Source organism: Pseudomonas sp. TZ252 (genome assembly GCF_056110345.1).
The window spans coordinates 2,022,469-2,045,049 of sequence record NZ_CM148566.1 but is presented as its reverse complement, the minus strand read 5'-3'; the positions used below and the strand labels follow the sequence as shown (position 1 = coordinate 2,045,049).

Genomic DNA, 22,581 nt, shown 5'->3' with positions numbered 1-22,581 from the left:
AACGGACGGTTTTATCCACTGTCGCGATAGGCCATGATGGGGCTCGATCCGTGTGGAGAGTCCCATGCCGTTGCCGTCTCTGAAAGACCAGTTCGGCGCGCTGATCGCCGCGTCTTCCGTCAGTTGCACCCAGCCCGAGCTGGACCAGACCAACCGCCCGGTGGTCGACCTGCTGGCCTCCTGGCTGGGCGATCTAGGCTTCCGCTGCGAGATCCGGGAAGTCTCGCCGGGCAAGTTCAACCTGCTGGCCAGCTACGGCAGCGGTCCCGGCGGGCTGGTGCTGGCCGGCCACACCGATACCGTGCCCTACGACGAAGCGCTGTGGAGCAGCGATCCGCTGCGCCTGGACGAGCGCGACGGCCGCTGGTACGGCCTCGGCAGTTGCGACATGAAGGGCTTCTTCCCGCTGGCCATCGAGGCCTTGCTGCCGCTGCTCGACCAGCCGTTCCGCCAGCCGCTGATGATCCTCGCCACCTGCGACGAGGAAAGCTCGATGGCCGGCGCCCGTGCCCTCGCCGAAAGCGGGCGACCGCTGGGTCGCGCCACGGTGATCGGCGAGCCGACCAACCTGCGGCCGATCCGCCTGCACAAGGGGGTGATGATGGAGCGCATCGAGATTCTCGGGCAGAGCGGCCATTCGTCCGATCCGAACCTCGGCCGTAGCGCCCTGGAGGCCATGCACGCGACCATCGGCGAGCTGATGGCGCTGCGCGGGGAATGGCAGCGGGCCTGGAACAACCCGCAGTTCAGCGTGCCCCAGCCGACCCTGAACTTCGGTTGCATCCACGGTGGCGACAATCCCAACCGCATCTGCGGCCAGTGTTCGCTGGAATTCGACCTGCGCCCGCTACCCGGCATGCAGCCTGAGCAGTTGCGCGAGGCGATCCGCCAGCGCCTGCGGCCGCTGGCCGAACGGCACCAGGTGAGCATCGACTACCAGCCGCTGTTCCCTGCCGTGCCGCCGTTCGAACAGGCGCAGGACAGCGAACTGGTACGCGTCGCCGAACGCCTGACCGGGCATCGCGCCGAGGCCGTGGCGTTCGGTACCGAGGCGCCGTACTTCCAGCGCCTGGGCAGCGAGACCCTGGTCCTCGGTGCCGGCGACATCGCCTGTGCCCACCAGCCCGACGAGCACCTCGAACTGGCGCGTATCGAACCGATGGTCGGCGTGCTGCGCCGGCTGATCCAGCATTACTGCCTGACGCCCGCCGCCGACTGAAGCGCGGCGTGGCCGGCGACCAGCTCGAAGCCGCCGTTGATGACGAACTGCACGCCCATCGCCACCAGCAGGAAGCCGACCACTCGCGAGATGGCGTCGATCCCGGATTCGCCGAGGAACTTCATGATGCGCCCGGAGCTTTGCAGGGCGATCCAGAAGATCAGCGCGGTGAGCAGGGTGACGGTGATCGCCGCGAGGTGGATGAACAGCGGAATGCTTCCGTAGGTGGATTGCAGCGTCGACGCCGAGCTGACCACCAGGGCGATGGTTCCCGGCCCCGCGGTACCCGGCAGGGCCAGCGGAACGAAGGACAGGTCGCGGAAGTGCGGGGTGATCTTTTCCTCGTCCGACAGCAGGTCGTGCTGGACTTCGGTCTCGTCCGGCGTGGTGGCGGGGAACAGCATGGTGAAACCGATATAGGCGACGATCAGCCCGCCGGCGATGCGCAGGCCGGGAATGGAGATGCCGAACACCTGCATCACCAGGCTGCCGCCGTAGAAGCTGACCAGCATGATCAGCGCCACGTAGAGGCTGGCCTTGAATATCTGCCGGTTGCGCTCCGCCGGCGGCAGGCTGCCGCCGAGGCCGAGCAGTAGCGAGACGCTGGTCAGCGGGTTGGCCACCGGAAGCACGGCGAGCAGTCCGATCAGGACGTGATGGAAGTATTCGCTCATGAATTTTCCTCGTTCGCGTGGTTGCGCGCCGGACGGCACGGCGAACGAGGCAGCCTAGCGAAAAAGCGCTGTGCGAGTTAACCGGGGTTTTCGGATAGTTTTTTTCAAAAATAGTGGTAAAACGGTTGGTTCCGGCCCCAGGCCCCGTACCATGGTCGAATCCCGCGGCCGGGGGGCCGCCGAGGGTTTAAACTCGCGCGTGATCCATCCGTCTCGTTAACCAGAAAGTGAGGAGAAGCCTGTCGATGTTGCTGCGACGACGATAACGGCGCCCTTCGGGCCGTCCCGGCCGCTCACGCTTTGCTCTCGCTCACGAAACGACAGGCTTTCCCCACCATGCCCGACTACGTCAACTGGTTACGTCACGCTTCGCCCTACATCAACTCGCACCGGGACCGCACCTTCGTGGTCATGCTCCCCGGCGAAGGGGTGGAGCATCCCAATTTCGGCAATATCGTCCACGACCTGGTCCTTCTCCACAGCCTCGGTGCGCGCCTGGTGCTGGTGCACGGTTCGCGTCCGCAGATCGAGGCGCGCCTGGCCGCGCGCGGCCTGGCTCCGCGCTATCACCGCGACCTGCGAGTGACCGATGCACCGACCCTGGAGTGCGTCATCGACGCCGTGGGTAGCCTGCGCATCGCCATCGAGGCGCGGCTGTCGATGGACATGGCCGCCTCGCCGATGCAGGGCGCGCGCCTGCGGGTCGCTGGCGGCAACCTGGTCACCGCGCGGCCGATCGGCGTGGTCGAGGGTGTCGACTATCACCATACCGGTGAGGTCCGTCGCATCGACCGCAAGGGTATTGGCCGCCTTCTCGACGAGCGCAGCATCGTTCTGCTCTCGCCGCTGGGCTACTCGCCGACCGGGGAAATCTTCAACCTGGCCTGTGAAGACGTGGCCATGCGCGCCGCCATCGACCTGGAAGCGGAAAAGCTGATTCTCTACGGCGCCGAACAGGGCTTGCTGGACGCATCCGGCAAACTGGTCCGCGAACTGCGCCCGCAGCAGGTGCCCGCGCACCTGCAACGGCTGGGCAACAGCTACCAGGCCGAGCTGCTGGACGCCGCGGCGCAGGCCTGCCGGGCCGGGGTCAAGCGCAGCCATATCGTCAGCTACACCGAGGACGGCGCGCTGCTCAGCGAGCTATTCACCCGCACCGGCAACGGCACCCTGGTCGCCCAGGAGCAGTTCGAGCAGTTGCGCGAGGCGGGCATCGAGGACGTTGGCGGGCTGATCGAGCTGATCCGCCCGCTGGAAGAGCAGGGTATCCTGGTACGCCGTTCCCGCGAGGTGCTGGAACGCGAGATCGAACAGTTCAGCATCGTCGAGCGCGAAGGGCTGATCATCGCCTGCGCCGCGCTCTACCCGATCGCCGATTCCGAGGCGGGCGAGCTGGCCTGTCTGGCGGTCAACCCGGAGTACCGCCACGGCGGGCGTGGCGACGAACTGCTGGAGCGGATCGAGGAGCGCGCGCGCGGACTCGGCCTGAAGACCCTGTTCGTGCTCACCACGCGGACCGCGCACTGGTTCCGCGAGCGCGGCTTCCAGCCCAGCAGCGTCGAACGGCTACCGGCGGCGCGGGCCTCGCTGTACAACTTCCAGCGCAATTCGCAGGTATTCGAGAAGAGCCTGTGATCCGCCGGCGCGTCCCTGGGCGCAGGGGCGCGCCGGCTTGGCTCAGTTGCTGATCAGGCCGAGGATGCTCGCCTGGTAGGCGGCGACGAAGGTATCGAAGTCGCCATCCTGGTCGCGTTCCAGCTCCGTCTGTTCGGCCAGGGAGTCGCTGGCCATCTTCTCGAAGCGCGCCTGCTCTTCGGCGGCCAGCGGATGCTGGCGGAAATACTCCGCGTGTTCGCGGCTCTGGCGCAGGGAGAACGCTTCGAAGCTCTCGCCGCGCTCGCGCATGACCTTCAGCACCTGCGCCGAAGGCGTCAGTTCCGCATCGGCCACCTTCGCCCGCTGCGCCGCCAGCGCCGCCGCGTGGGCTTCGCCGCCGCGCGCGCGGTCGAGCAGTGCCGCGGTGTCGGCGATTCGTTCGAGCAGCTCGTTCGCCCAGACCTGCAATTCCACCGGCTGGCCGCGGCGTTGCAATTGCAGGCCCGGCCGCCTGCCTTCCTTGACCACGGCGAGGAAGTTGTCGGTGGCGTCGCTGCACTCGCCGTTCAGCAGCGGGCTGTCGCTGAACGCGCAGAACAGCAGGAAGGCGTCGAGGAAGCGCGCCTCGTCCAGGTCGATGCCCAGCGGCAGGAACGGGTTGATGTCCAGGCAGCGCACTTCCACGTACTGCACGCCGCGAGCGGCCAGGGCCTGCACCGGACGCTCGCCGGTGTAGGTGACGCGCTTTGGCCGGATGCTCGAGTAGTACTCGTTCTCGATCTGCAGGATGTTGGTGTTCAGCTGCACCCATTCGCCATCCTGCTTGGTGCCGACCTTCTCGTAGGGCGGGTAGGGCGTGCTGACCGCCTGGCGCAGGCTGTCGATGTAGCTCTGCAGGTCGTTGTAGCAGGGCGTCAGGCCGGCCTGGGCGTTGTTCTGGTAGCCCAGGTCGCTCATCCGCAGGCTGGTGGCGTAGGGCAGGTAGAGCGTGTGTTCGTCGAGGCGCTCCAACTGGCTCGGGCGGCCACGCAGGAAGCCGGCGTCGAGGGCCGGCGAGGCGCCGAACAGGTACATCAGCAGCCAGCTGTAGCGGCGGAAATTGCGAATCAGGGCGATGTAGGCGGCGGACTGGTAGTCGCGTTCCGACAGCTCGCTGCCTTCGGCCTGGCGCAGCAGCGGCCAGAGCCTCTCCGGCAGGGAGAAGTTGTAGTGGATGCCGGCGATGCACTGCATGGTCTTGCCGTAGCGCAGCGCCAGGCCCTTGCGGTAGACGTACTTCAGGCGGCCGATCATCGAGCTGCCGTAGCGGGCGATCGGGATGCTCTCCTCGTCCGGCAGCTCGCAGGGCATCGATGGGCTCCACAGGTATTCGCCGTCCAGTTTCGAACTGGCGAAGCGGTGGATGCGCTCGAGATCGCCCAGAGTGTCGGCGACGTCGGTTTCCGTGGGCGTGATGAACTCCAGCAAGGCCTCGGAGTAGTCGGTAGTGATCTGCGGATGGGTCAGGGTCGAACCCAGGGCCCGGGGGTGGGGGGTGAGCGCCAGCTTGCCGTCGCTATCGACTCGCAGGCATTCGCGCTCGATGCCATGCAGGCACTCGGTCAGCAGGGGCAGGTTGGCTGCGGCGCCGAGCAGAGCCAGGCGGCGGGAGAGAAGATCGCTCAAGTCGGGATTCCTTGTGATCGCGTCCCAGATCGGTCGCCCCAATATGAGGGTGGACCGAGCGGTCTACAAGAGGGAGGACGTAAATGCGTTTTCGCTTCGTCCTGGGGCCGGTCGCCGCGACTTCGGCGGGAGCCGTCGAGGCGGGCGCCCGGCACGGATCGGGATCGCCGTTGCGCGCCATTCTGCCGCATGGCGGTCGCGCCGGTTTACAACTGGGCGAAGGTACCTTGTCCTTTCGCGACCAGTTTGTCGCCTTGCCGCACCTCGGCTTCCACCACCAGGCTGCGGCGCCCGGCATGGAGGACGCGGGCGACGCAGCGCACCTCGCCGTCGGCGACGGCGCGGATGTAGTTGATCTTGCATTCCAGGGTGACGCTCTGGCGGTCGAAACCATGGGAACTGGAGCAGGCCAGCCCCATGGTCACGTCCATCAGCGAGAACAGCGCGCCGCCGTGCATGACCCCGCCGCGGTTGCGCAGGTGCGCGGCCATCGGCAGGCGTACCTCGGCGACGCCGTCGCCGAGGCTGACCGGGTCCAGGCCGACCAGTTCGCTGTAGGCGCTGATCATCTGCTCGCGGGCGGGCATCTCGCTCATGGACGGCTCCGTCACTTCTTCTTCAGTTGCTTGGCGTTGGCGAACAGCGCGGCCATGGCGTTGTTCGCCGGCGGCGCGCTCTGTCCGCGCGGGGCGCCACGCTCCTGGCGCGGCTGGCCGCTGCCGGTGGGACGCCCGCCGCGCTGGCCTTCGACCTTCTCGCCGGGGGTGTCGCTCATGCGCATGGACAGGCCGACACGGTTGCGCGGGATGTCCACTTCCATGACCTTGACCTTGACGATGTCGCCGGCCTTGACCACTTCGTACGGATCCTTGACGAACTTCTCGGACAGCGCCGAGATGTGCACCAGGCCGTCCTGGTGGACGCCGATGTCGACGAACGCGCCGAAGTTGGTGACGTTGGTCACCACGCCCTCCAGGACCATGCCCGGCTTGAGGTCCTTGAGGCTCTCGACGCCTTCCTGGAATTCTGCGGTCTTGAACTCCGGACGCGGGTCGCGGCCGGGCTTGTCGAGTTCCTTGAGGATGTCGGTGACGGTCGGCAGGCCGAAGGTCTCGTCGGTGAACTTCTTCGGGTCGAGGCGCTTGAGGAACGCCGAGTCGCCGATCAGCGAGCGGATGTCGCGCTCGGTGTCGGCGGCGATGCGCTGCACCAGCGGATAGGTCTCCGGGTGCACCGCCGAGGCGTCCAGCGGGTTGTCGCCGTTCATCACGCGGAGGAAGCCGGCGGCTTGCTCGAAGGTCTTTTCGCCCAGGCGGCTGACTTTCTTCAGCTCGTCGCGGGTGCGGAACGCTCCGTTGGCGTCGCGGTGCGCGACGATGTTCTGCGCCAGCGTCGAGTTGAGGCCGGAGATGCGTGCCAGCAGGGCGGCGGAGGCGGTGTTGACGTCGACGCCGACGGCGTTCACGCAATCCTCGACCACCGCGTCCAGGCTACGCGCCAGCTTCAGCTGGGACACGTCGTGCTGGTACTGGCCGACGCCGATCGACTTGGGCTCGATCTTCACCAGCTCCGCCAGCGGGTCCTGCAGGCGACGGGCGATGGATACGGCGCCGCGCAGGGACACGTCCAGCTCGGGGAACTCCTTCGCCGCCAGTTCGGAGGCGGAATACACCGATGCGCCGGCTTCGCTGACCATGATCTTGGTCAGCTTCATGCCCGGATACTTCTTGATCAGTTCGCCGGCCAGCTTGTCGGTCTCGCGGCTGGCGGTGCCGTTGCCGATGGCGATCAGCTCGACCTGGTGCTTGGCGCACAGCGCGGCGAGCACGGCGAGGGTCTGGTCCCACTGGTTCTTCGGCGCATGTGGGTAGACGGTGGCGGTGTCCAGCAGCTTGCCGGTGGCGTCGACCACCGCGACCTTGGCCCCGGTGCGCAGGCCCGGGTCGAGGCCGAGGGTGGCGCGCGGGCCGGCCGGGGCGGCCAGCAGCAGGTCGTGCAGGTTGCGCGCGAACACGCTGATCGCCTCGTCCTCGGCGCCGTCGCGGAGCTCGCCGAACAGGTCGGTTTCCAGGTGGGTATAGAGCTTGACCTTCCAGGTCCAGCGCACCACCTCGGCCAGCCACTTGTCGGCGGCGCGGCCCTGGTTGGACAGGCCGAAGCGCTCGGCGATCATGACCTCGCATGGGTGCAGGGTGCCCGGCGCTTCCTCGCCGACCTTCAACGAGGCGCTGAGGATGCCTTCGTTGCGTCCGCGGAAGATCGCCAGGGCGCGGTGCGACGGGGCGCTTTTCAGCGGCTCATCGTGTTCGAAGTAGTCGCTGAACTTGGCGCCTTCCTGTTCCTTGCCGGGGACCACGCGGGCGGTCAGGGTCGCTTCGTTCTTCATGAACACGCGCAGCTTGTCGAGCAGCGTGGCGTCTTCGGCGAAGCGCTCCATGAGGATGTACTTGGCGCCTTCCAGCACCGCCTTGACGTCGGCGAAGCCTTTCTCGGCGTCGACGAAACGCGCGGCCTCGCTTTCCGGGACCAGGGTCGGGTCGTCGAACAGTGCGTCGGCCAGCGCGCCGAGGCCGGCTTCCAGGGCGATCTGGCCCTTGGTGCGGCGCTTCTGCTTATAAGGCAGGTAGAGGTCTTCGAGACGGGTCTTGGTGTCGGCGAGCTTGATGTCGCGGGCCAGTTCGGGGGTCAGCTTGCCCTGTTCCTCGATGCTGGCGAGGATCGCGCCGCGGCGTTCTTCCAGTTCGCGCAGGTAGCGCAGGCGCTCTTCCAGCATGCGCAACTGGGTATCGTCGAGGCTGCCGGTGACCTCTTTGCGGTAACGGGCGATGAAGGGAACGGTGGAGCCTTCGTCGAGCAGGGCGACGGCAGCGGCGACTTGCTGCGGTTGAACGCGGCCGGAGGGCAGTGCGGAGAGCTCTTCGGCGATACGGGTGTTGATGCTGTCCATTGATCCACCTGGTAAAACGAACGAAAACGGGCCGTGTAGACAACGCCCCGCCGCAAAAGCGCCGCATTATACCTGCCAAGTTTCGCCTTGGAGGGCGGCTGGTCGGGGAAAAATCTGCTAACAATGGACAGTCCGGCCCAGCCGCTACCTGGGCGATAATGCCCGCCTGACTCATTCTGGGAGTTTCTATGTCGAACCCTGCCGCCCTGGCCGAAGGTGAAAAGATCCTCGTCGTCGACGACGACGCCCGCCTGCGCCGCCTGCTCGAACGTTTCCTCGACGAGCAGGGCTACCGCGTCCGCGCGGTGGAGAACACCGAGCAGATGGATCGCCTTCTATCCCGCGAACTGTTCCAGCTGGTTGTGCTCGACCTGATGCTTCCCGGCGAGGACGGCCTCACTGCCTGCCGCCGCCTGCGCGAACAGAACAACCAGGTGCCGATCATCATGCTCACCGCCAAGGGCGACGAGGGCAGCCGCATCCAGGGCCTGGAACTGGGCGCCGACGACTACCTGGCCAAGCCGTTCAACCCGCGCGAACTGCTGGCGCGGATCAAGGCCGTGCTGCGCCGCCAGGCGCCGCTGGTGCCCGGCGCGCCTGCCGGTGCCGACGAGGTGGTGACCTTCGGCGACTACCAGCTGTTCCTCGCCACCCGCGAACTGAAGAAGGGCGACGAGGTACACATGCTGACCACCGGCGAGTTCGCCGTGCTCAAGGCCCTGGTGCAGCACGCCCGCGAACCGCTGACCCGGGATAAGCTGATGAACCTCGCCCGTGGCCGCGAGTGGGATGCCCTGGAGCGTTCCATCGACGTGCAGATCTCGCGCCTGCGCCGGCTGATCGAGCCGGATCCGTCCAAGCCGCGCTATATCCAGACGGTCTGGGGCGTCGGCTACGTGTTCGTGCCGGACGGCAACGCGCGCAAGGCCTGAGTCTCCGCGCGGCCGGTGCAGCGATGCACCGGCCGCGTCGTCTTACCCGCAACAGGCGTCGGCCCCGTCCGCCGGCGCGCAACCGGTCCGATCGATGAAAACGCCGCTCTGGTTCCCGCAAAGCTTCTTCGCCCGCACCCTCTGGCTGGTGCTGATCGTCGTGCTGTTCTCCAAGGCGCTGACCCTGGTCTACCTGCTGATGAACGAGGACGTGATCGTCGACCGCCAGTACAGCCACGGCGCGGCGCTGACCATCCGCGCGTTCTGGGCTGCCGACGAGGAGTCGCGCGCGGCCATCGCCAAGGCTTCCGGCCTGCGCTGGGTGCCGAGCAGCGCCGACCAGCCCGGCGAGCAGCACTGGCCGTACACGGAAATCTTCCAGCGGCAGATGCAGATGGAGCTGGGGCCGGACACCGAGACCCGCCTGCGTATCCACCAGCCGTCGCAGCTCTGGGTGCGCGCACCGAGCCTCGGCGAAGGCTGGCTGGCGGTGCCGCTGTATCCGCATCCCTTGCGTGGCCAACGGATCTGGAGCGTGCTCGGCTGGTTCCTCGGCATCGGCCTGCTCTCCACCGCCGCCGCCTGGATCTTCGTCCGCCAGCTCAGCCAGCCGCTCAAGCGCCTGGTGGTCGCCGCACGCCAGTTCGGCCAGGGGCGCAGCGTGCGCCTGCCGCTGGGACCGGAGACGCCGAGTGAAATGGCCGAGGTGTATCGCGCCTTCAACCAGATGGCCGAGGACATCGAGCAGGGCGGGCGCGAACGCGAATTGATGTTGGCCGGTGTCTCCCACGACCTGCGCACCCCGCTGACGCGCCTGCGCCTGTCGCTGGAGTTGCTGCCGGAGAGCGAACGGGAGATGGTCGAGGACATGATCCGCGACATCGAGGACATGGACGCGATCCTCGACCAGTTCCTCGCCTTCATCCGCGACGGCCGCGACGAGCCGGTGGAGGAGGGCGACCTGACCGACCTGGTGCGCGAGGTCGTGGCGCCGTTCAACCAGACTCGCGAGCAGGTGCGCATGGCCTTGCAACCGGTACCGGCGATGCCGTTGCGGCGTGTGTCGATGAAGCGTCTGCTGGGCAACCTGATCGACAATGCCCTGAACCACGGCGGCGGTTCGGTGGAGGTGGCCAGCTACGTGGCCGGCGAAAGCGCGGCGCCCTACGTGGTGCTGAGCGTGCTCGATCGCGGCCAGGGCATCGATCCCGCGGAAGTGGACAGCATCTTCAATCCCTTCATCCGTGGCGACAAGGCGCGTGGCGGCAAGGGCACCGGCCTCGGCCTGGCGATCGTCAAGCGCATCGCCGCCCAGCACGGCGGCAGCGTCGAACTGCGCAACCGCGATGGCGGCGGCCTGGAAGCGCGGGTCTGCCTGCCGTTGGGGTTGCTGCTGCCGCGCGGCGCGGCCTGATACCCGACGGGTTTGTGCCGTTCCAGCGGCACTTCCCGCCCCCTCTCGCGCTTACGGAGAAGGGCGCGCCCCGTCCCTACCAGCGCAACCGGTTTCCCTCGAGCACCGCGGTCTTCCCGTAAGGCCAGGCTCGGTTCTGCGCACCATGCCCGCTGGGCAGGTGGTGGTAGAGCGGCACCTCGATGGCGGCGGCGTATTCGCCGAAGATCCGCTCCAGGCTGTGGGCGACTTCCTTGCGCGGGCAATCGGTGAACGAGCCCAGGCAGATCGCGCCGAGCTGGCGCGCGTCGATGCTTTCGAGCAATTGCCAGAGGCTGCGCTCCAGGCGGTAGTAGGGTTCGCCGACGTCCTCCAGGACCAGGATCGACCCCGCCGGGGCGTGCAGGCCGCCGAGTGTGCCGGCCATGCAGGCCAGGGCGGTGAGGTTGCCGCCGATCAGCGCGCCTTCGACGCGTTGCTTGTGTCCGCCGAGGTGCTGCACCGGGAGTTCATGGTCGATTCCGGCCAGCAAGCGGCTGACCGAGGCCAGAGAGGCTAGCCGCTCCTGCTGCTCGCGGGGGGCGCTCAGCGGCGACAGACCGAGTCCGGTGGCCACCGGGCCGTGGATCGCAGGCAGGCCGTGGCGGTGGAAAGCGCTGAGCAACACCGAGATGTCGGAGAAACCGATCAGTGGCCGCGGAGAGGCCGCCTGCAGGCGCCCCCAGTCCAGGCCCGGCAGCAACTGGCCGCAGCCGTAGCCGCCGCGCAGGCACCAGACCGCGGTGATGTCCGGCATGTCGAAGGCGTTGTGCAGGTCTTCCAGGCGCTGCTCGACCGTCCCGGCGAGGTAGCGGTAGCGGGCTTCGACGTGGCGGCCGAGATGGTAGTCCACGCCGTGCACTTCCAGTTGCCGCAGGGTCGCCTCCAGCACGTCGGTGGCGATGGCCGAGGCTGGCGCGATCAGCGCCACCCGGCCGTCGATGGGCTGCCAAGTCTGGTCGGAGGAGGGACGAGAGGTCATGCGGCGATTCCGTGAAGCGTCAGGAAAGGATTCGAGTGCCGGAATAGCCCAGGGTTCGGCGGGGTTTCCGGCATCGGTTGCGGCGATGCTTCATTCAAGCGTGGCATGGACCTTCTGTCGAGGCCGGGATCGCCAGCGTAATGCGGTGCGTCCGATGGGCCGGGACAACGCATGCGTTGTCTGGTCCGGCTCACCCCTTTCCCTTCGTCCTGGCCAGGTGGGGGCCGCCGTTCTTTTCCAGGTACTGGATGATGATCCCGGCGATGTCCTTGCCGGTGGTGGATTCGATACCTTCCAGGCCCGGCGAGGAGTTCACCTCCATTACCAGCGGACCATGGTTGGAGCGCAGGATGTCCACCCCGGCGACGTTCAGGCCCATCACGCGGGCGGCGCGGATGGCGGTCATGCGTTCTTCCGGGGTGATCTTGATCAGGCTGGCGCTGCCGCCTCGGTGCAGGTTGGAGCGGAACTCGCCGGGCGCTGCCTGGCGCTTCATCGAGGCGATCACCTTGTCGCCGACCACGAAGCAGCGGATGTCGGCGCCGCCGGCTTCCTTTATGTACTCCTGGACCATGATGTTGTGCTTGAGCCCCATGAAAGCCTCGAGCACCGATTCGGCGGCCTTCTCGGTTTCGCAGAGGACCACGCCGATGCCCTGGGTGCCCTCCAGCAGCTTGATCACCAGCGGTGCGCCTCCGACCATCTCGATCAGGTCCGGGACGTCGTCCGGGGAATGAGCGAAGCCGGTCACCGGCAGGCCGATGCCCTTGCGCGAGAGCAGTTGCAGCGAGCGCAGCTTGTCCCGCGAGCGAGCGATGGCGACCGACTCGTTGAGCGGGAACACGCCCATCATCTCGAACTGGCGCAATACCGCGCAGCCGTAGAAGGTCACCGAGGCGCCGATGCGCGGGATCACCGCGTCGAAGCCCTCCAGCGGTTGTCCCCGGTAGTGGATCTGCGGCTTGTGGCTGGCGATGTTCATGTAGGCGCGCAGCGTATCGATGACCACCATTTCATGGCCGCGCTCCCGCCCGGCCTCCACCAGGCGACGGGTCGAGTAGAGCCGGGGATTGCGCGACAGCACGGCGATTTTCATTCAGCACCTGTGGATGGGTTGGACCGGCTGGCGGGCAGCGGCGGCGAGGCTGTGGGTTGTCGTCGCGGCAGGCATCGGACCGGCCGTTTCGGGAATGGATGGAGGTTGGACAGGTGCTGCCGGCGAATGGCTCAAACCGGGCTCCCGTCGAGCAGGTCGATGTTCGTCGCCGCGGGCAGGGCGGCCGGCGACTCGGGACGATCCTGGACGTAGGCCAGGGCCGGGTTGACCACCAGTTGCCCGGCGATCAGCGCCTTGGAGCCGAGCAGCACGCGATAGCGCATGGACTTGCGGCAGGCCAGGGTGAACTCTACCGGCCACATGCGATCGCCCAGCGCCAGGGTGGTGCGGATCACGTAGCGGGTCTGGGCCTGGCCGTTGGAGCTGCGAATGCTCTTGCGCGCGACCATCGGCGCTTCGCAACGGTGCCGGCGCTGCACCAGCGTGCCGAGGTGGGCGGTGAAGCGCACCCACTTCTCGCCGTCGCGCTCGAAGGGAACGATGTCCGAGGCATGCAGGCTGGAGGTGCTGGCGCCGGTGTCGATCTTCGCGCGCAGCCCGACCATGCCCAGTTCGGGAAAGGCGATCCACTCGCGCAGACCGATGACGGAAAGCTGGTCGAATGTCTTCACGGGTAGGCATTCCAGGCGTTTTGCCGGCATTCTAGCAGGGCTATGGGCGGCCGCCAGACGGCTGCCCGAGGATGCCGAAGACGAACCTAGCGGCTGTCGATGACAGTCGCGAGACAGCGGCGGAACGAATACGGGAAATGCCAGTGAGCGAGAAAGACGACGACAAGGTGCGCCTGGACAAGTGGCTCTGGGCGGCGCGCTTCTTCAAGACCCGGGCGCTGGCCAAGGCCGCGATAGAGGGCGGCAAGGTGCATTGCCGGGGCGAGCGGTGCAAGCCGAGCAAGGAACCCAGGGTAGGGGAGGAGTTGACCATTCGTACGGGCTTCGACGAGCGAACCGTGACCATTCGCGCGCTTTCCGTAGTCCGGCGTGGCGCGCCGGAGGCCCAGGCTCTCTACGAGGAAACCGCGGACAGCGTGGCAAGCCGCGAGCGCGCGGCGGCCATGCGCAAGGCCGGGGCGCTGGGCGTACAGACAGAGGGGCGGCCGAGCAAGAAGCAGCGGCGGCAGATCCACCAGTTGCGCGGCGGCCAGGACTGAGAAGCGCCGGTCTCCCGCAGGGGAGACCGGGATGGCCTCAGGCCGAGTCGCGGACCACGCCGAGGCGGCCGATCAGCGGCAATTTCGCCAGCAGGCGGAACAGCGGTTCGGTCACCTGCACCAGCCAGCCGCTGGCCTTCGCCGCCAGCGGTGTGTAGCAGCCCCAGGCGAGGGCCAGCAGGGCCATCTGCAGGCCGCCGATGTAGTCGTCCTGGCCCCAGTGCGCGCCGGCTACCAGGCGCGGCATCATGAACAGCACGGCCAGGGTCCAGATCAGCAGGAACTGCCCGGCGCGGCGAGCGAACAGCGACATGAACAGCGCCCAGACCAGCAGCACCGAGGCGTGGTCGCCGGGGAAGCTGCGCTTGGAGCGGTCCTTGATTTCCCACACGCGTTCCCAGTCCGGGAAGTGGTCGCTGAGGTGGATGGCCTTGTCCATCAGCATCGACAGGCTGGCGTGCTGCCAGTGCAGGTGGTGGGCGATCTTCGCGTAGAGCACGCGGATCACCACCAGGATCAGCAGGGTCACGATGAAGCCGAAGGTCAGCCGCCGTACCTGGTTCGCCGGCAGCAGCCAGTCGCCGCGAATCAGCAGGCAGAGCAGGATCACCCCGACCACCGCGTCGAACGGTCGGGTACTGAGCAGGCCCCAGAGTTTCAGCCAGGTTTCGTTGAGGGCGAGGGAGCCGTTGAGCTTGTCGAAGAGCCAGAAGTCGAAGCCGTTCATCAGCTCGCGGGTGGGGCCCCAGAGCCACAGGATCAGCAGCAGGAGCGCCAGAAGATGACAGGTGGCGAACTTGCGCCATTGCCAGGCCGCTTGGAACGGAGAGGCATTATCCATAAAATCGTTTCCCCCTATCGGCGCCGGGTCGGCGTACGACTGTCACGAAGCGCGCTTTTATAGGCCTTTGTCACTCACTTGTCATTCCCTCATTCGTAGCGTTGTGTCCCGCATGTCCCATTCAGATCAGAGCCAGCGTTTCCTTTTCGACGATACCGACGTGCGCGGCGAGATGGTCGATCTCGAGCGTAGCTACAGCGAAGTGCTGGCCAAACATCCCTATCCGGAACCGGTCGCGCAACTGCTCGGGGAGATGCTCGCGGCGGCCTCGCTGCTCTGCGGCACGCTCAAGTTCGACGGCCTGCTGGTATTGCAGGCGCGCTCCAGCGGCGCGGTGCCGCTGTTGATGGTGGAGTGTTCCAGCGACCGCCAGGTGCGTGGCCTGGCCCGCTATTCGGCGGAGTCCATCGGCGCCGACGCCGGCATGCAGGAACTGATGCCCGAAGGCGTGCTGACCCTCACCGTGGACCCGGTCAAGGGCCAGCGCTACCAGGGGATCGTCGCCCTGGAGGGGGTGAACCTGGCGGAATGCCTGTCCAACTACTTCGCCAGCTCGGAACAGCTGCCGACCCGTTTCTGGCTCAACGCCAACGGCCGCCGCGCCCGCGGCCTGCTGCTGCAGCAGCTTCCCGCCGACCGCCTGAAGGACCCCGAGGCCCGCGAGGCCAGTTGGCAGCACCTGACCACCCTGGCCGACACGCTGACCGCCGAAGAGCTGCTGGCGCTGGACAACGAGACCGTCCTGCACCGCCTCTACCACGAGGAAACCGTGCGCCTGTTCGAGCCGCAACCGCTGGTCTTCCATTGCAGTTGCTCGCGGGAACGTTCGGCCAACGCCCTGGTCAGTCTCGGGCAGGCCGACTGCGAGCGGCTGCTCGAGGAGGAAGAAGGCTCGATCAGCATCGACTGCCAGTTCTGCAACCAGCGCTACCTGTTCGACGCCTCCGACGTCGCCCAGTTGTTCGCTGGCGCTGGCAGCCAGGGGCCTTCCGAGACCCGCCACTGACGATTTTTCATCCAGCGGGCTTTTCTGGCATAATCCCGCCACTTTTTTCCTGTAGTGAGTTTTTTGAAGCGCTACGAAGTTTGGAGGACTCGGCCTCTGGCCGACGGGGAACCACATGACGCAAGCCAACAACGCCGTGTACACCGATATCAGCGCCGCCCAACTGGTAGAAGAAGCCATTCGCCGCGGTGAGGGCGAACTGGCCGCCAACGGCTCGCTGGTCGTACGCACCGGCCATCGCACCGGCCGTTCGCCGGTCGACCGTTTCATCGTCGAAGAGCCGAGCACCAAGGACGCGATCGCCTGGGGCAACATCAACCGTCCGTTCCCGGCCGACAAGTTCGATGCGCTGTGGGCCCGCGTGGAAGCGTTCAACAACGCCCAGGACCATTTCGTTTCCCATGTTCATGTAGGTTCCGCCGAGGCTTACTACCTGCCGGTGAAGATGACCACCGCTACCGCCTGGCAGAATCTGTTCGGCCGTTGCCTGTTCATCGAGCCGGAGCAGTACAACCCGGCCGGCAAGGACGAGTGGCAGGTCCTCAATGTCGCCAACTTCGAATGCGTGCCCGAGCGCGACGGCACCAACTCCGACGGTTGCGTGATCCTCAATTTCGCCCAGAAGAAAGTGCTGATCGCAGGCATGCGCTATGCCGGCGAGATGAAGAAAGCCATGTTCTCCGTGCAGAACTTCCTGCTGCCCGAGCGCGACGTGCTGCCGATGCACTGCGCTGCCAACATCGGCGAAGCGGGCGATGTGACCCTGTTCTTCGGCCTGTCCGGCACCGGCAAGACCACCCTGTCCGCCGATGAAAGCCGTTACCTGATCGGTGACGACGAGCACGGCTGGGGCGAGGGCGTGGTGTTCAACGTCGAAGGCGGTTGCTATGCCAAGTGCATCGACCTGTCCGAGAAGAACGAGCCGGTCATCTGGAAAGCCATCAAGTTCGGCGCCGTGCTGGAGAACGTGGTTCTCGACGAAGAGCGCGTGCCCAACTACGCCGATGACAGCCTGACCCAGAACAGCCGCGCCGCCTACCCGCTGGAGCACGTCGAGAAGCGTTCGGAGAAGAACCTCGGCGGCGAGCCCAACGCGGTGATCTTCCTGACCTGCGACCTGACCGGCGTACTGCCGCCGGTATCGATCCTGAACAATGAGCAGGCGGCCTACCACTTCCTGTCCGGCTACACCGCGCTGGTCGGCTCCACCGAGATGGGTTCCGGCGGCGGTATCAAGTCGACCTTCTCCACCTGCTTCGGTGCTCCTTTCTTCCCGCGTCCGGCCGGCGTTTATGCCGAGCTGTTGATCAAGCGCATCAAGGCCTTCGGCTCCAAGGTCTACCTGGTCAACACTGGCTGGACCGGCGGTGGCTACGGCGTCGGCAAGCGCTTCAACATCCCGACCACCCGTGGCGTGATCGCGGCGATCCAGAGCGGCGCGCTGATCGGCGCGGAAACCGAGCACCTGGAGATCATCAACCTGGACGTGCCGAAGGCCGTTCCGGGCGTCGAGACCAATCTGCTCAACCCGCGCAACACCTGGGCTGACAAGGCTGCCTACGACGAGGCAGCGAAGGGCCTGGCCAAGCAGTTCATCGAAAACTTCAAGAAATTCGAGGTTTCCGATGCGATCAAGGCCGCCGGCCCGCAGCTGTAAGCCACGTTTCGGCACCATGAAAAAACCGCCTTCGGGCGGTTTTTTCATGGGCGAACGTCAGGGGTAGGTGACGGTGATCAGGTAGTTGCCGGAGCGGCGACCGCTTCCGGCCAGCTCATAGAGCGCCGAGAAATCCCGTTCACCGATGACCGTATCGCTGGGTTGCAAGTGGCGCACCTCGCCGGTCTTCATCGAACGGATGCTGACATCCGCGGTGCGCGCCTGCATGGGACAGCCACTGAGGTGGAAACTGCCCTTGCTTTCGTCTTGGCGGGGAGCGCTCATCGAGCATGGTGGCTCGACAATGGCGCCGGTGAAGCGGATGACGCCGCTGATGCTGCCGGGGGCGGCGAACAGGTTGCTGGAAGTTCCTACAAGAAGACCGAACAAAGCCAGTTGGCCCATCCTGTTCATGAGCTTACTCCTACGTGAGTTCATCCTTATTTTTCTGCGTTCGTGCGTCCCGGGAGGGGCCCTCTCCCAGGCGCTGGCATTGGAGTGGAATATAGGACAATTCCTTAGGAAAATTCCTTCCTAGGAATAGTCCTAGTCTTAATTCTGTAAGTAGCTGCTGTGGGGCTGCGTCGGATTTATTGAAGTCTGGTTTATCTTCTCGCCAATGCCCTAGAGTGGGCGCCCCTTTGTTCCCTCGCAGTGGATTTCCCCCATGCATATCGAAGACGCCGTTCGTAGTCGCCGTGCCATCAAGGGCTACGACTCATCCTTCAGCCTGACTCGCGAAGAGAAGGACCATCTCCTGGACCTGGCGCTGCATGCGCCTTCCGCCTTCAACCTGCAACACGTGCGGCTGGTCGAGGTCAGCGATCCGCAATTGCGCGTGCAGTTGCGTGAAGTGGCCTGGGACCAGGCGCAGGTCACCGACGCGGCGATGCTGGTGGTGGTGTGCGCCCAGCTCGACAGCTGGGAGCGCAACGCGCAGCGGGTCTGGGACGGTGCTCCCGAGGCGGTACAGGCGTTCATGGCAGGCGCCATCGACACCTACTACCGCGGCAAGCCCCAGGTACAGCGCGACGAAGCCATGCGCAGCTGCGGCCTGCTGGCGCAGACCCTGATGCTGGTCGCCCGCGGCCAGGGCCTGGATTCGTGTCCGATGGATGGTTTCGACTTCGATGCCGTGGCCCGGCTGATCAACCTGCCGGACAACCATGTGATCGGCCTGATGGTCGCGGTCGGGAAAAAGGCCGTTGAACCCTGGCCGCGCAGCGGCAAGCTGCCGCGGGAAGAACTGGTCATTCGCGACCGCTTCTGACTGCCCGGATTCCCCTAGTCCGGTCCGGCGGCCCCGACCTGGCGGATCTGTTCGACCAGCCATTGCAGGGCGATGTCGCGTTCGCGCTGGGCCAGAAACACCAGTTCCAGGTGGAACGGGCCGAGGTCGAACGGCAGGTCGAACGATTGCAGGGGCAGCAATCGTTCGAAGTAGTGCGCCAGTTGTCGCGGCAGGACGCCGACCAGGTCGCTGTACGCGGCGATGTGCGCTGCCTGCAGGTAGTTCGGCGTGGTGTAGGCCACTTGCCGCTTGAGCCCCTGGCTGCCCAGCCACTGGTCGACCATCCCCTTGGTCTGCCCGCCGTGCACCCACAGGTGCTGCAGCTCCAGGAAGGTGGCCAGGTCGGGAGCCTGCGCCAGCAGCGGGTGCTGACGCCGGGCGACCAGTTGCAGGGTCTCGCTGGCCCAATGGCGGCGCTGGAAGCGCGCCGGGACGTTTTCGAAGCGGCCTAGCACCAGGTCCAGTTCGCCTTTGTCCAGCGCCTCGGCCGGCAAGGTCGGGGTCAGGTGCTGGATGGCGATGGAGATTCCCGGCGCCCGCTCACTCAGGCGGCGCATCAGGGCGGGCATGCAGATCAGTTCGACGTAGTCGGTCACCGCTACGGTGAAGCGCTGCCGGCTGCGCCCCGGATCGAAGCCCTCGCCGTCGCCCAGGCTCTGTTCGATCTGCCGCAGCGCCGCGCGGATCGGCGCTTCCAGCGCCAGCGCCCGGGGCGTCGGCTGCATCGCACGACCGGCGCGGACCAGCAGCGGGTCGTCGAGCAGCTCGCGCAGGCGGTTCAGCGCATTGCTTACTGCCGGCTGGCTCAGCGCCAGGCGCTCCGCCGCGCGCGAGACGTTGCGTTCGCGCAGCAGCGCGTCAAGGACGCGTAGCAGGTTGAGGTCGAAGGTTTGGATATTCACTGCCTGAATTCCAGCTATCACAAGACTAAATTTCAAAAATAGTACGACCTTCCCCTAAGGTAGTGGTCGCTTTTTGTGCGGTCGGACTGCCCCAGGTTTCGTCCACCGTTCCTCCTGCGCTCGCTACAACGAGGACAAGACCATGAGCCAGAACTTTTCCTTCCGCCAGGCTGCGGTGATCGGCGCCGGCACCATGGGTCGCGGTATCGTCATGTGCCTGGCCAACGCCGGTCTCGACGTGCAGTGGCTGGACAGCAACCCGCAGATGCTCAACCAGGCGCTCGGCGCCGTGGCCGACACCTACGCGCACCACGTGCGCCAGGGGCGCATCGGCGAAGAGGAAGCGGCCGCGCGCCGCGCCCGCATCACGCCGGTCCAGCACCTCGCCGCGATGCGCGAGGCGGACCTGGTGATCGAGGCGGTCTACGAGAACCTGGAACTCAAGCAATCGATCTTCCGCGAGCTGGACGCGGCGCTGAAGCCCTCCGCGGTGCTGGCCAGCAATACCTCCTACCTGGACATCGACGCCATCGCCGCGGTCACCGCGCGTCCGCGTCAGGTGCTCGGCCTGCACTTCTTCAGCCCGGCGCACATCATGCGGCTGCTGGAGATCGTGCGCGGCGCGCAGACCGCGCCGGCGGTGCTGGAGGCGGCCCTGGCGCTGGGCGAGCGGATGGGCAAGGTCAGCGTGGTGGCCGGCAACTGCCACGGCTTCATCGGCAACCGCATGCTCGAACCCTACGCCACCGAGGCCCGCCTGATGCTGCTGGAAGGCGCCCTGCCGTACCAGGTGGACCGGGCTCTCCAGGCGTTCGGTTTCGCCATGGGGCCGTTCCGCATGTACGACGTGGTCGGTATCGACCTGGAGTGGCGCGCCCGCGAGTTGGCCGGGGTCGGCCAGGACCAGCCGGCCGTGCAGGTGGACAACCGCCTTTGCGAGATGGGCCGCTTCGGCCAGAAGAGCGGTGCCGGCTACTACCGCTACGCGCCGGGCAGCCGCCAGGCGGAGCACGATACCGAGGTGGATGCCCTGGTGCTCCGGGTTGCCGAGACGCTGGGCTACCCGCGGCGCGATTTCGCCGACGAGGAAATCCTCGAGCGTTGCCTGCTGGCGCTGGTCAACGAGGGCGCGAAGATCCTCGACGAGGGTATCGCCGCCCGTAGTGCCGACATCGACACTGTCTACCTGAACGGCTACGGCTTCCCCGCCGCGGAGGGCGGTCCCATGGCCTGGGCCGATCGCCTCGGCGCGGCCGAGCTGCTGCAACGCTTGCGTTTCCTCGAACAGCGCCACGGCGCGCGCTGGAAGCCGGCGTCCCTGGTCGAGCGCCTGGCCGCCGAGGGCGGAGCCTTCGCCGACCTGCAGGAGGCGCGCTGAGATGGATTACCAGGCCCCCTTGCGCGACATGCGCTTCGTTCTCCATGAACTGTTCGATGTCGGCGCGCATTGCGAACTGCTGGGCAACGGCATCGATCGCGAACTGATCGACGGCGTGCTCGAGGAAGGCGCGCGCTACACCGGCCAGGTGGTGGCGCCGCTCAATCGCAACAGCGACGAGGAAGGCGCGAAGCTGAAGGACGGCGTGGTGACCACCCCCACCGGCTTTCGCGAAGCCTACCGGCAGTACAGCGAGAACGGCTGGGCGAGCATGACCGGACCCACCGAGTACGGCGGCCAGGGCTTCCCGCAGATGGTCTCCGCGTGCTTCCACGAGATGCTGATGGCCGCCAGCCTGTCCTTCCGCGTCTATTCGGGGCTGACCGAGGGCGCCGTGCTGGCCCTGTACAAGCATGGCGACGAGGCGTTGCGGCGCGACTACCTGGGCAAGCTGGTGAGCGGCGAATGGGCCGGCACCATGTGCCTGACCGAACCCCAGGCCGGCACCGACCTCGCCCTCCTGCGCACCCGCGCCGAGGCGCAGGCCGACGGCAGCTACGCGATCAGCGGCAGCAAGATCTTCATCAGCGGTGGCGAGCAGGACCTCACCGAGAACATCGTCCACCTGGTGCTGGCGCGCCTGGCGGACGCGCCGGCCGGGGTGAAGGGCATCAGTCTGTTCCTGGTGCCGAAGTTCGTCGCCAATCCCGATGGCTCCCTGGGCGAGCGCAACAGCCTGGGGTGCGGCGCCATCGAGCACAAGATGGGGATCAAGGGCGCCTCCACCTGCGTGATGAACTTCGACGGCGCCAGGGGCTGGCTGCTGGGCCAGGCGAACCAGGGCCTGGCCTGCATGTTCACGATGATGAACGACGCGCGCTTCCAGGTCGGCCTGCAGGGCCTGGGTATCGCCGAACGGGCCTTCCAGGGCGCCCTCGGCTACGCCCGCGAACGCCTGCAGTCGCGCGCCCTGGTCGGCCCGCAGGCACCGGACAAGGTCGCCGACCCGATCATCGTGCACCCCGACGTGCGGCGCATGCTGCTGACCCAGAAGACCCTGGTCGAAGGCTGCCGCATGCTGGCGGCCTGCTGCGCACGCCAGCTCGACCTGGAACACGGCCATCCGGATGCCGACGGCCGGCGCGCGGCGACGCGCCGTGCAGCGCTGCTGATCCCCATCGTCAAGGCCTTCCTTACCGATGTCGGCCAGGAAGTCGCCAGCCTCGGCGTACAGGTCTATGGCGGTCACGGTTTCATCCGCGAATGGGGCATGGAGCAATTGATGCGCGACAGTCGCATCACCCAGATATACGAAGGCACCAATGGCATCCAGGCGCTCGATCTGGTCCGCCGCAAGCTGCTCGGCGACCAGGGCGGCGAACTGCTGGCGCTGCAAGGCGAACTGGCGGTGGCCAGCGAGGCGCTGCAAGGGCGTGCTGCGCTGGCGCCACTGGCTGAGCCGGTGCTGCAACGCCTGGAGGAGTGGCGGCAGCTCACCGGCCAGGTACTCGAGGCCTGCGCCCGCGATCCCCAGGAGATCGGCGCCACTTCGGTGGACTTCCTCCAGTACAGCGCCTACGTATTGCTCGCGGCCCTCTGGTTGCAAGCCGCGGCACGAGCCCAGGAAGCGCTGGACGGCGGCTCCGGCGAGGGCGATTTCTATCGGGCCAAGCTGCGCAGCGCCGATTTCTACCTGCGGCGCATCCTGCCGCGGGCGAGCATGCACCGCGAAGCCTTGCTCGGTGGCGCCGACTGCCTGATGGCCCTGCCCGAGGAGCATTTCTCGTTCTGA

At 66.7% G+C, this 22,581-nt stretch carries 20 protein-coding genes; 10 read left to right on the top strand and 10 right to left on the bottom strand.

Translation table 11 applies throughout. The features are described 5' to 3' along the window. Positions 1–64: 64 nt before the first annotated feature. On the top strand, positions 65–1,219 hold the full coding sequence (gene argE, locus ACYAF3_RS09395) for an acetylornithine deacetylase (RefSeq protein WP_003100077.1): 1,155 nt from the start codon (positions 65–67) through the stop codon (positions 1,217–1,219). Here argE and ACYAF3_RS09390 read toward each other — a convergent pair. Continuing rightward, positions 1,192–1,893: a MarC family NAAT transporter gene (locus ACYAF3_RS09390; protein WP_003114055.1), complete on the bottom strand. Its 702-nt coding sequence runs from the start codon at positions 1,891–1,893 to the stop codon at positions 1,192–1,194. The genes argE and ACYAF3_RS09390 overlap by 28 nt on opposite strands. Positions 1,894–2,229: 336 nt before the next feature. Between ACYAF3_RS09390 and argA the strand changes: the two genes are divergently transcribed. Next, positions 2,230–3,528, top strand: coding sequence for an amino-acid N-acetyltransferase (argA, locus tag ACYAF3_RS09385; protein ID WP_003096265.1), 1,299 nt, complete (start codon positions 2,230–2,232; stop codon positions 3,526–3,528). A gap of 42 nt (positions 3,529–3,570) precedes the next feature. Here the strand turns inward: argA and gshA are convergent, their stop codons facing one another. From gshA to ACYAF3_RS09370, 3 genes are all read right to left on the bottom strand, one after another. Continuing rightward, complete coding sequence (gshA, locus tag ACYAF3_RS09380) at positions 3,571–5,154, bottom strand: glutamate--cysteine ligase (protein ID WP_003109990.1); 1,584 nt, start codon at positions 5,152–5,154, stop codon at positions 3,571–3,573. Positions 5,155–5,360: 206 nt separating this feature from the next. Further along, on the bottom strand, positions 5,361–5,723 hold the full coding sequence (locus ACYAF3_RS09375; RefSeq protein WP_042115369.1) for a PaaI family thioesterase: 363 nt from the start codon (positions 5,721–5,723) through the stop codon (positions 5,361–5,363). 38 nt (positions 5,724–5,761) lie between these two features. Beyond that, the gene (locus ACYAF3_RS09370) at positions 5,762–8,101 is read right to left on the bottom strand and encodes a Tex family protein (protein WP_474727839.1); all 2,340 of its coding nucleotides are present in this window, start codon (positions 8,099–8,101) and stop codon (positions 5,762–5,764) included. 188 nt (positions 8,102–8,289) lie between these two features. On the opposite strand from ACYAF3_RS09370, the gene amgR reads away from it, so the two are divergent. After that, positions 8,290–9,033, top strand: coding sequence for a two-component system response regulator AmgR (amgR, locus tag ACYAF3_RS09365; RefSeq protein ID WP_003096259.1), 744 nt, complete (start codon positions 8,290–8,292; stop codon positions 9,031–9,033). A gap of 94 nt (positions 9,034–9,127) precedes the next feature. Continuing rightward, positions 9,128–10,447, top strand: a complete 1,320-nt coding sequence (gene amgS, locus ACYAF3_RS09360; RefSeq protein ID WP_003096258.1) for a two-component system sensor histidine kinase AmgS — start codon at positions 9,128–9,130, stop codon at positions 10,445–10,447. A 76-nt stretch (positions 10,448–10,523) separates the two neighbouring features. Here amgS and ACYAF3_RS09355 read toward each other — a convergent pair whose 3' ends face one another. From ACYAF3_RS09355 to rimB, 3 genes are all read right to left on the bottom strand, one after another. Continuing rightward, positions 10,524–11,447: an LD-carboxypeptidase gene (locus ACYAF3_RS09355; RefSeq protein WP_003100070.1), complete on the bottom strand. Its 924-nt coding sequence runs from the start codon at positions 11,445–11,447 to the stop codon at positions 10,524–10,526. 190 nt (positions 11,448–11,637) lie between these two features. Then, on the bottom strand, positions 11,638–12,543 hold the full coding sequence (gene rimK / locus ACYAF3_RS09350) for a 30S ribosomal protein S6--L-glutamate ligase (RefSeq protein ID WP_003096254.1): 906 nt from the start codon (positions 12,541–12,543) through the stop codon (positions 11,638–11,640). A 131-nt stretch (positions 12,544–12,674) separates the two neighbouring features. After that, on the bottom strand, positions 12,675–13,175 hold the full coding sequence (gene rimB, locus ACYAF3_RS09345) for a retropepsin-like aspartic endopeptidase RimB (RefSeq protein ID WP_023119137.1): 501 nt from the start codon (positions 13,173–13,175) through the stop codon (positions 12,675–12,677). A gap of 143 nt (positions 13,176–13,318) precedes the next feature. Here rimB and ACYAF3_RS09340 point away from each other — a divergent pair, with 143 nt between their 5' ends. After that, a complete protein-coding gene (locus ACYAF3_RS09340) occupies positions 13,319–13,714 on the top strand; it encodes an RNA-binding S4 domain-containing protein (protein WP_003120401.1) in 396 nt (131 codons plus the stop codon). 37 nt (positions 13,715–13,751) lie between these two features. Here ACYAF3_RS09340 and ACYAF3_RS09335 read toward each other — a convergent pair whose 3' ends face one another. Further along, positions 13,752–14,555 (bottom strand): phosphatase PAP2 family protein, encoded by an 804-nt coding sequence (locus ACYAF3_RS09335; RefSeq protein WP_003096247.1) that lies wholly within the window; start codon positions 14,553–14,555, stop codon positions 13,752–13,754. A 112-nt stretch (positions 14,556–14,667) separates the two neighbouring features. Here ACYAF3_RS09335 and hslO point away from each other — a divergent pair, with 112 nt between their 5' ends. Both hslO and ACYAF3_RS09325 read left to right on the top strand, forming a co-directional pair. Beyond that, positions 14,668–15,561, top strand: coding sequence for an Hsp33 family molecular chaperone HslO (hslO, locus tag ACYAF3_RS09330; protein WP_003096245.1), 894 nt, complete (start codon positions 14,668–14,670; stop codon positions 15,559–15,561). Between the two features lie 115 nt (positions 15,562–15,676). Then, positions 15,677–17,218: a phosphoenolpyruvate carboxykinase gene (locus tag ACYAF3_RS09325; protein WP_003100068.1), complete on the top strand. Its 1,542-nt coding sequence runs from the start codon at positions 15,677–15,679 to the stop codon at positions 17,216–17,218. A 57-nt stretch (positions 17,219–17,275) separates the two neighbouring features. On the opposite strand, the gene ACYAF3_RS09320 is transcribed toward ACYAF3_RS09325, so the two are convergent. Further along, a complete protein-coding gene (locus ACYAF3_RS09320; RefSeq protein WP_042929761.1) occupies positions 17,276–17,632 on the bottom strand; it encodes a fimbrial protein in 357 nt (118 codons plus the stop codon). A gap of 253 nt (positions 17,633–17,885) precedes the next feature. On the opposite strand from ACYAF3_RS09320, the gene ACYAF3_RS09315 reads away from it, so the two are divergent. Continuing rightward, complete coding sequence (locus ACYAF3_RS09315) at positions 17,886–18,488, top strand: nitroreductase family protein (protein ID WP_003100063.1); 603 nt, start codon at positions 17,886–17,888, stop codon at positions 18,486–18,488. Positions 18,489–18,502: 14 nt separating this feature from the next. Here ACYAF3_RS09315 and ACYAF3_RS09310 read toward each other — a convergent pair whose 3' ends face one another. Further along, a complete protein-coding gene (locus ACYAF3_RS09310; RefSeq protein WP_003096239.1) occupies positions 18,503–19,411 on the bottom strand; it encodes a LysR family transcriptional regulator in 909 nt (302 codons plus the stop codon). A gap of 142 nt (positions 19,412–19,553) precedes the next feature. On the opposite strand from ACYAF3_RS09310, the gene ACYAF3_RS09305 reads away from it, so the two are divergent. Continuing rightward, on the top strand, positions 19,554–20,789 hold the full coding sequence (locus ACYAF3_RS09305) for a 3-hydroxyacyl-CoA dehydrogenase (RefSeq protein WP_019682062.1): 1,236 nt from the start codon (positions 19,554–19,556) through the stop codon (positions 20,787–20,789). A 1-nt stretch (position 20,790) separates the two neighbouring features. Next, a complete protein-coding gene (locus ACYAF3_RS09300; RefSeq protein WP_003118026.1) occupies positions 20,791–22,581 on the top strand; it encodes an acyl-CoA dehydrogenase C-terminal domain-containing protein in 1,791 nt (596 codons plus the stop codon).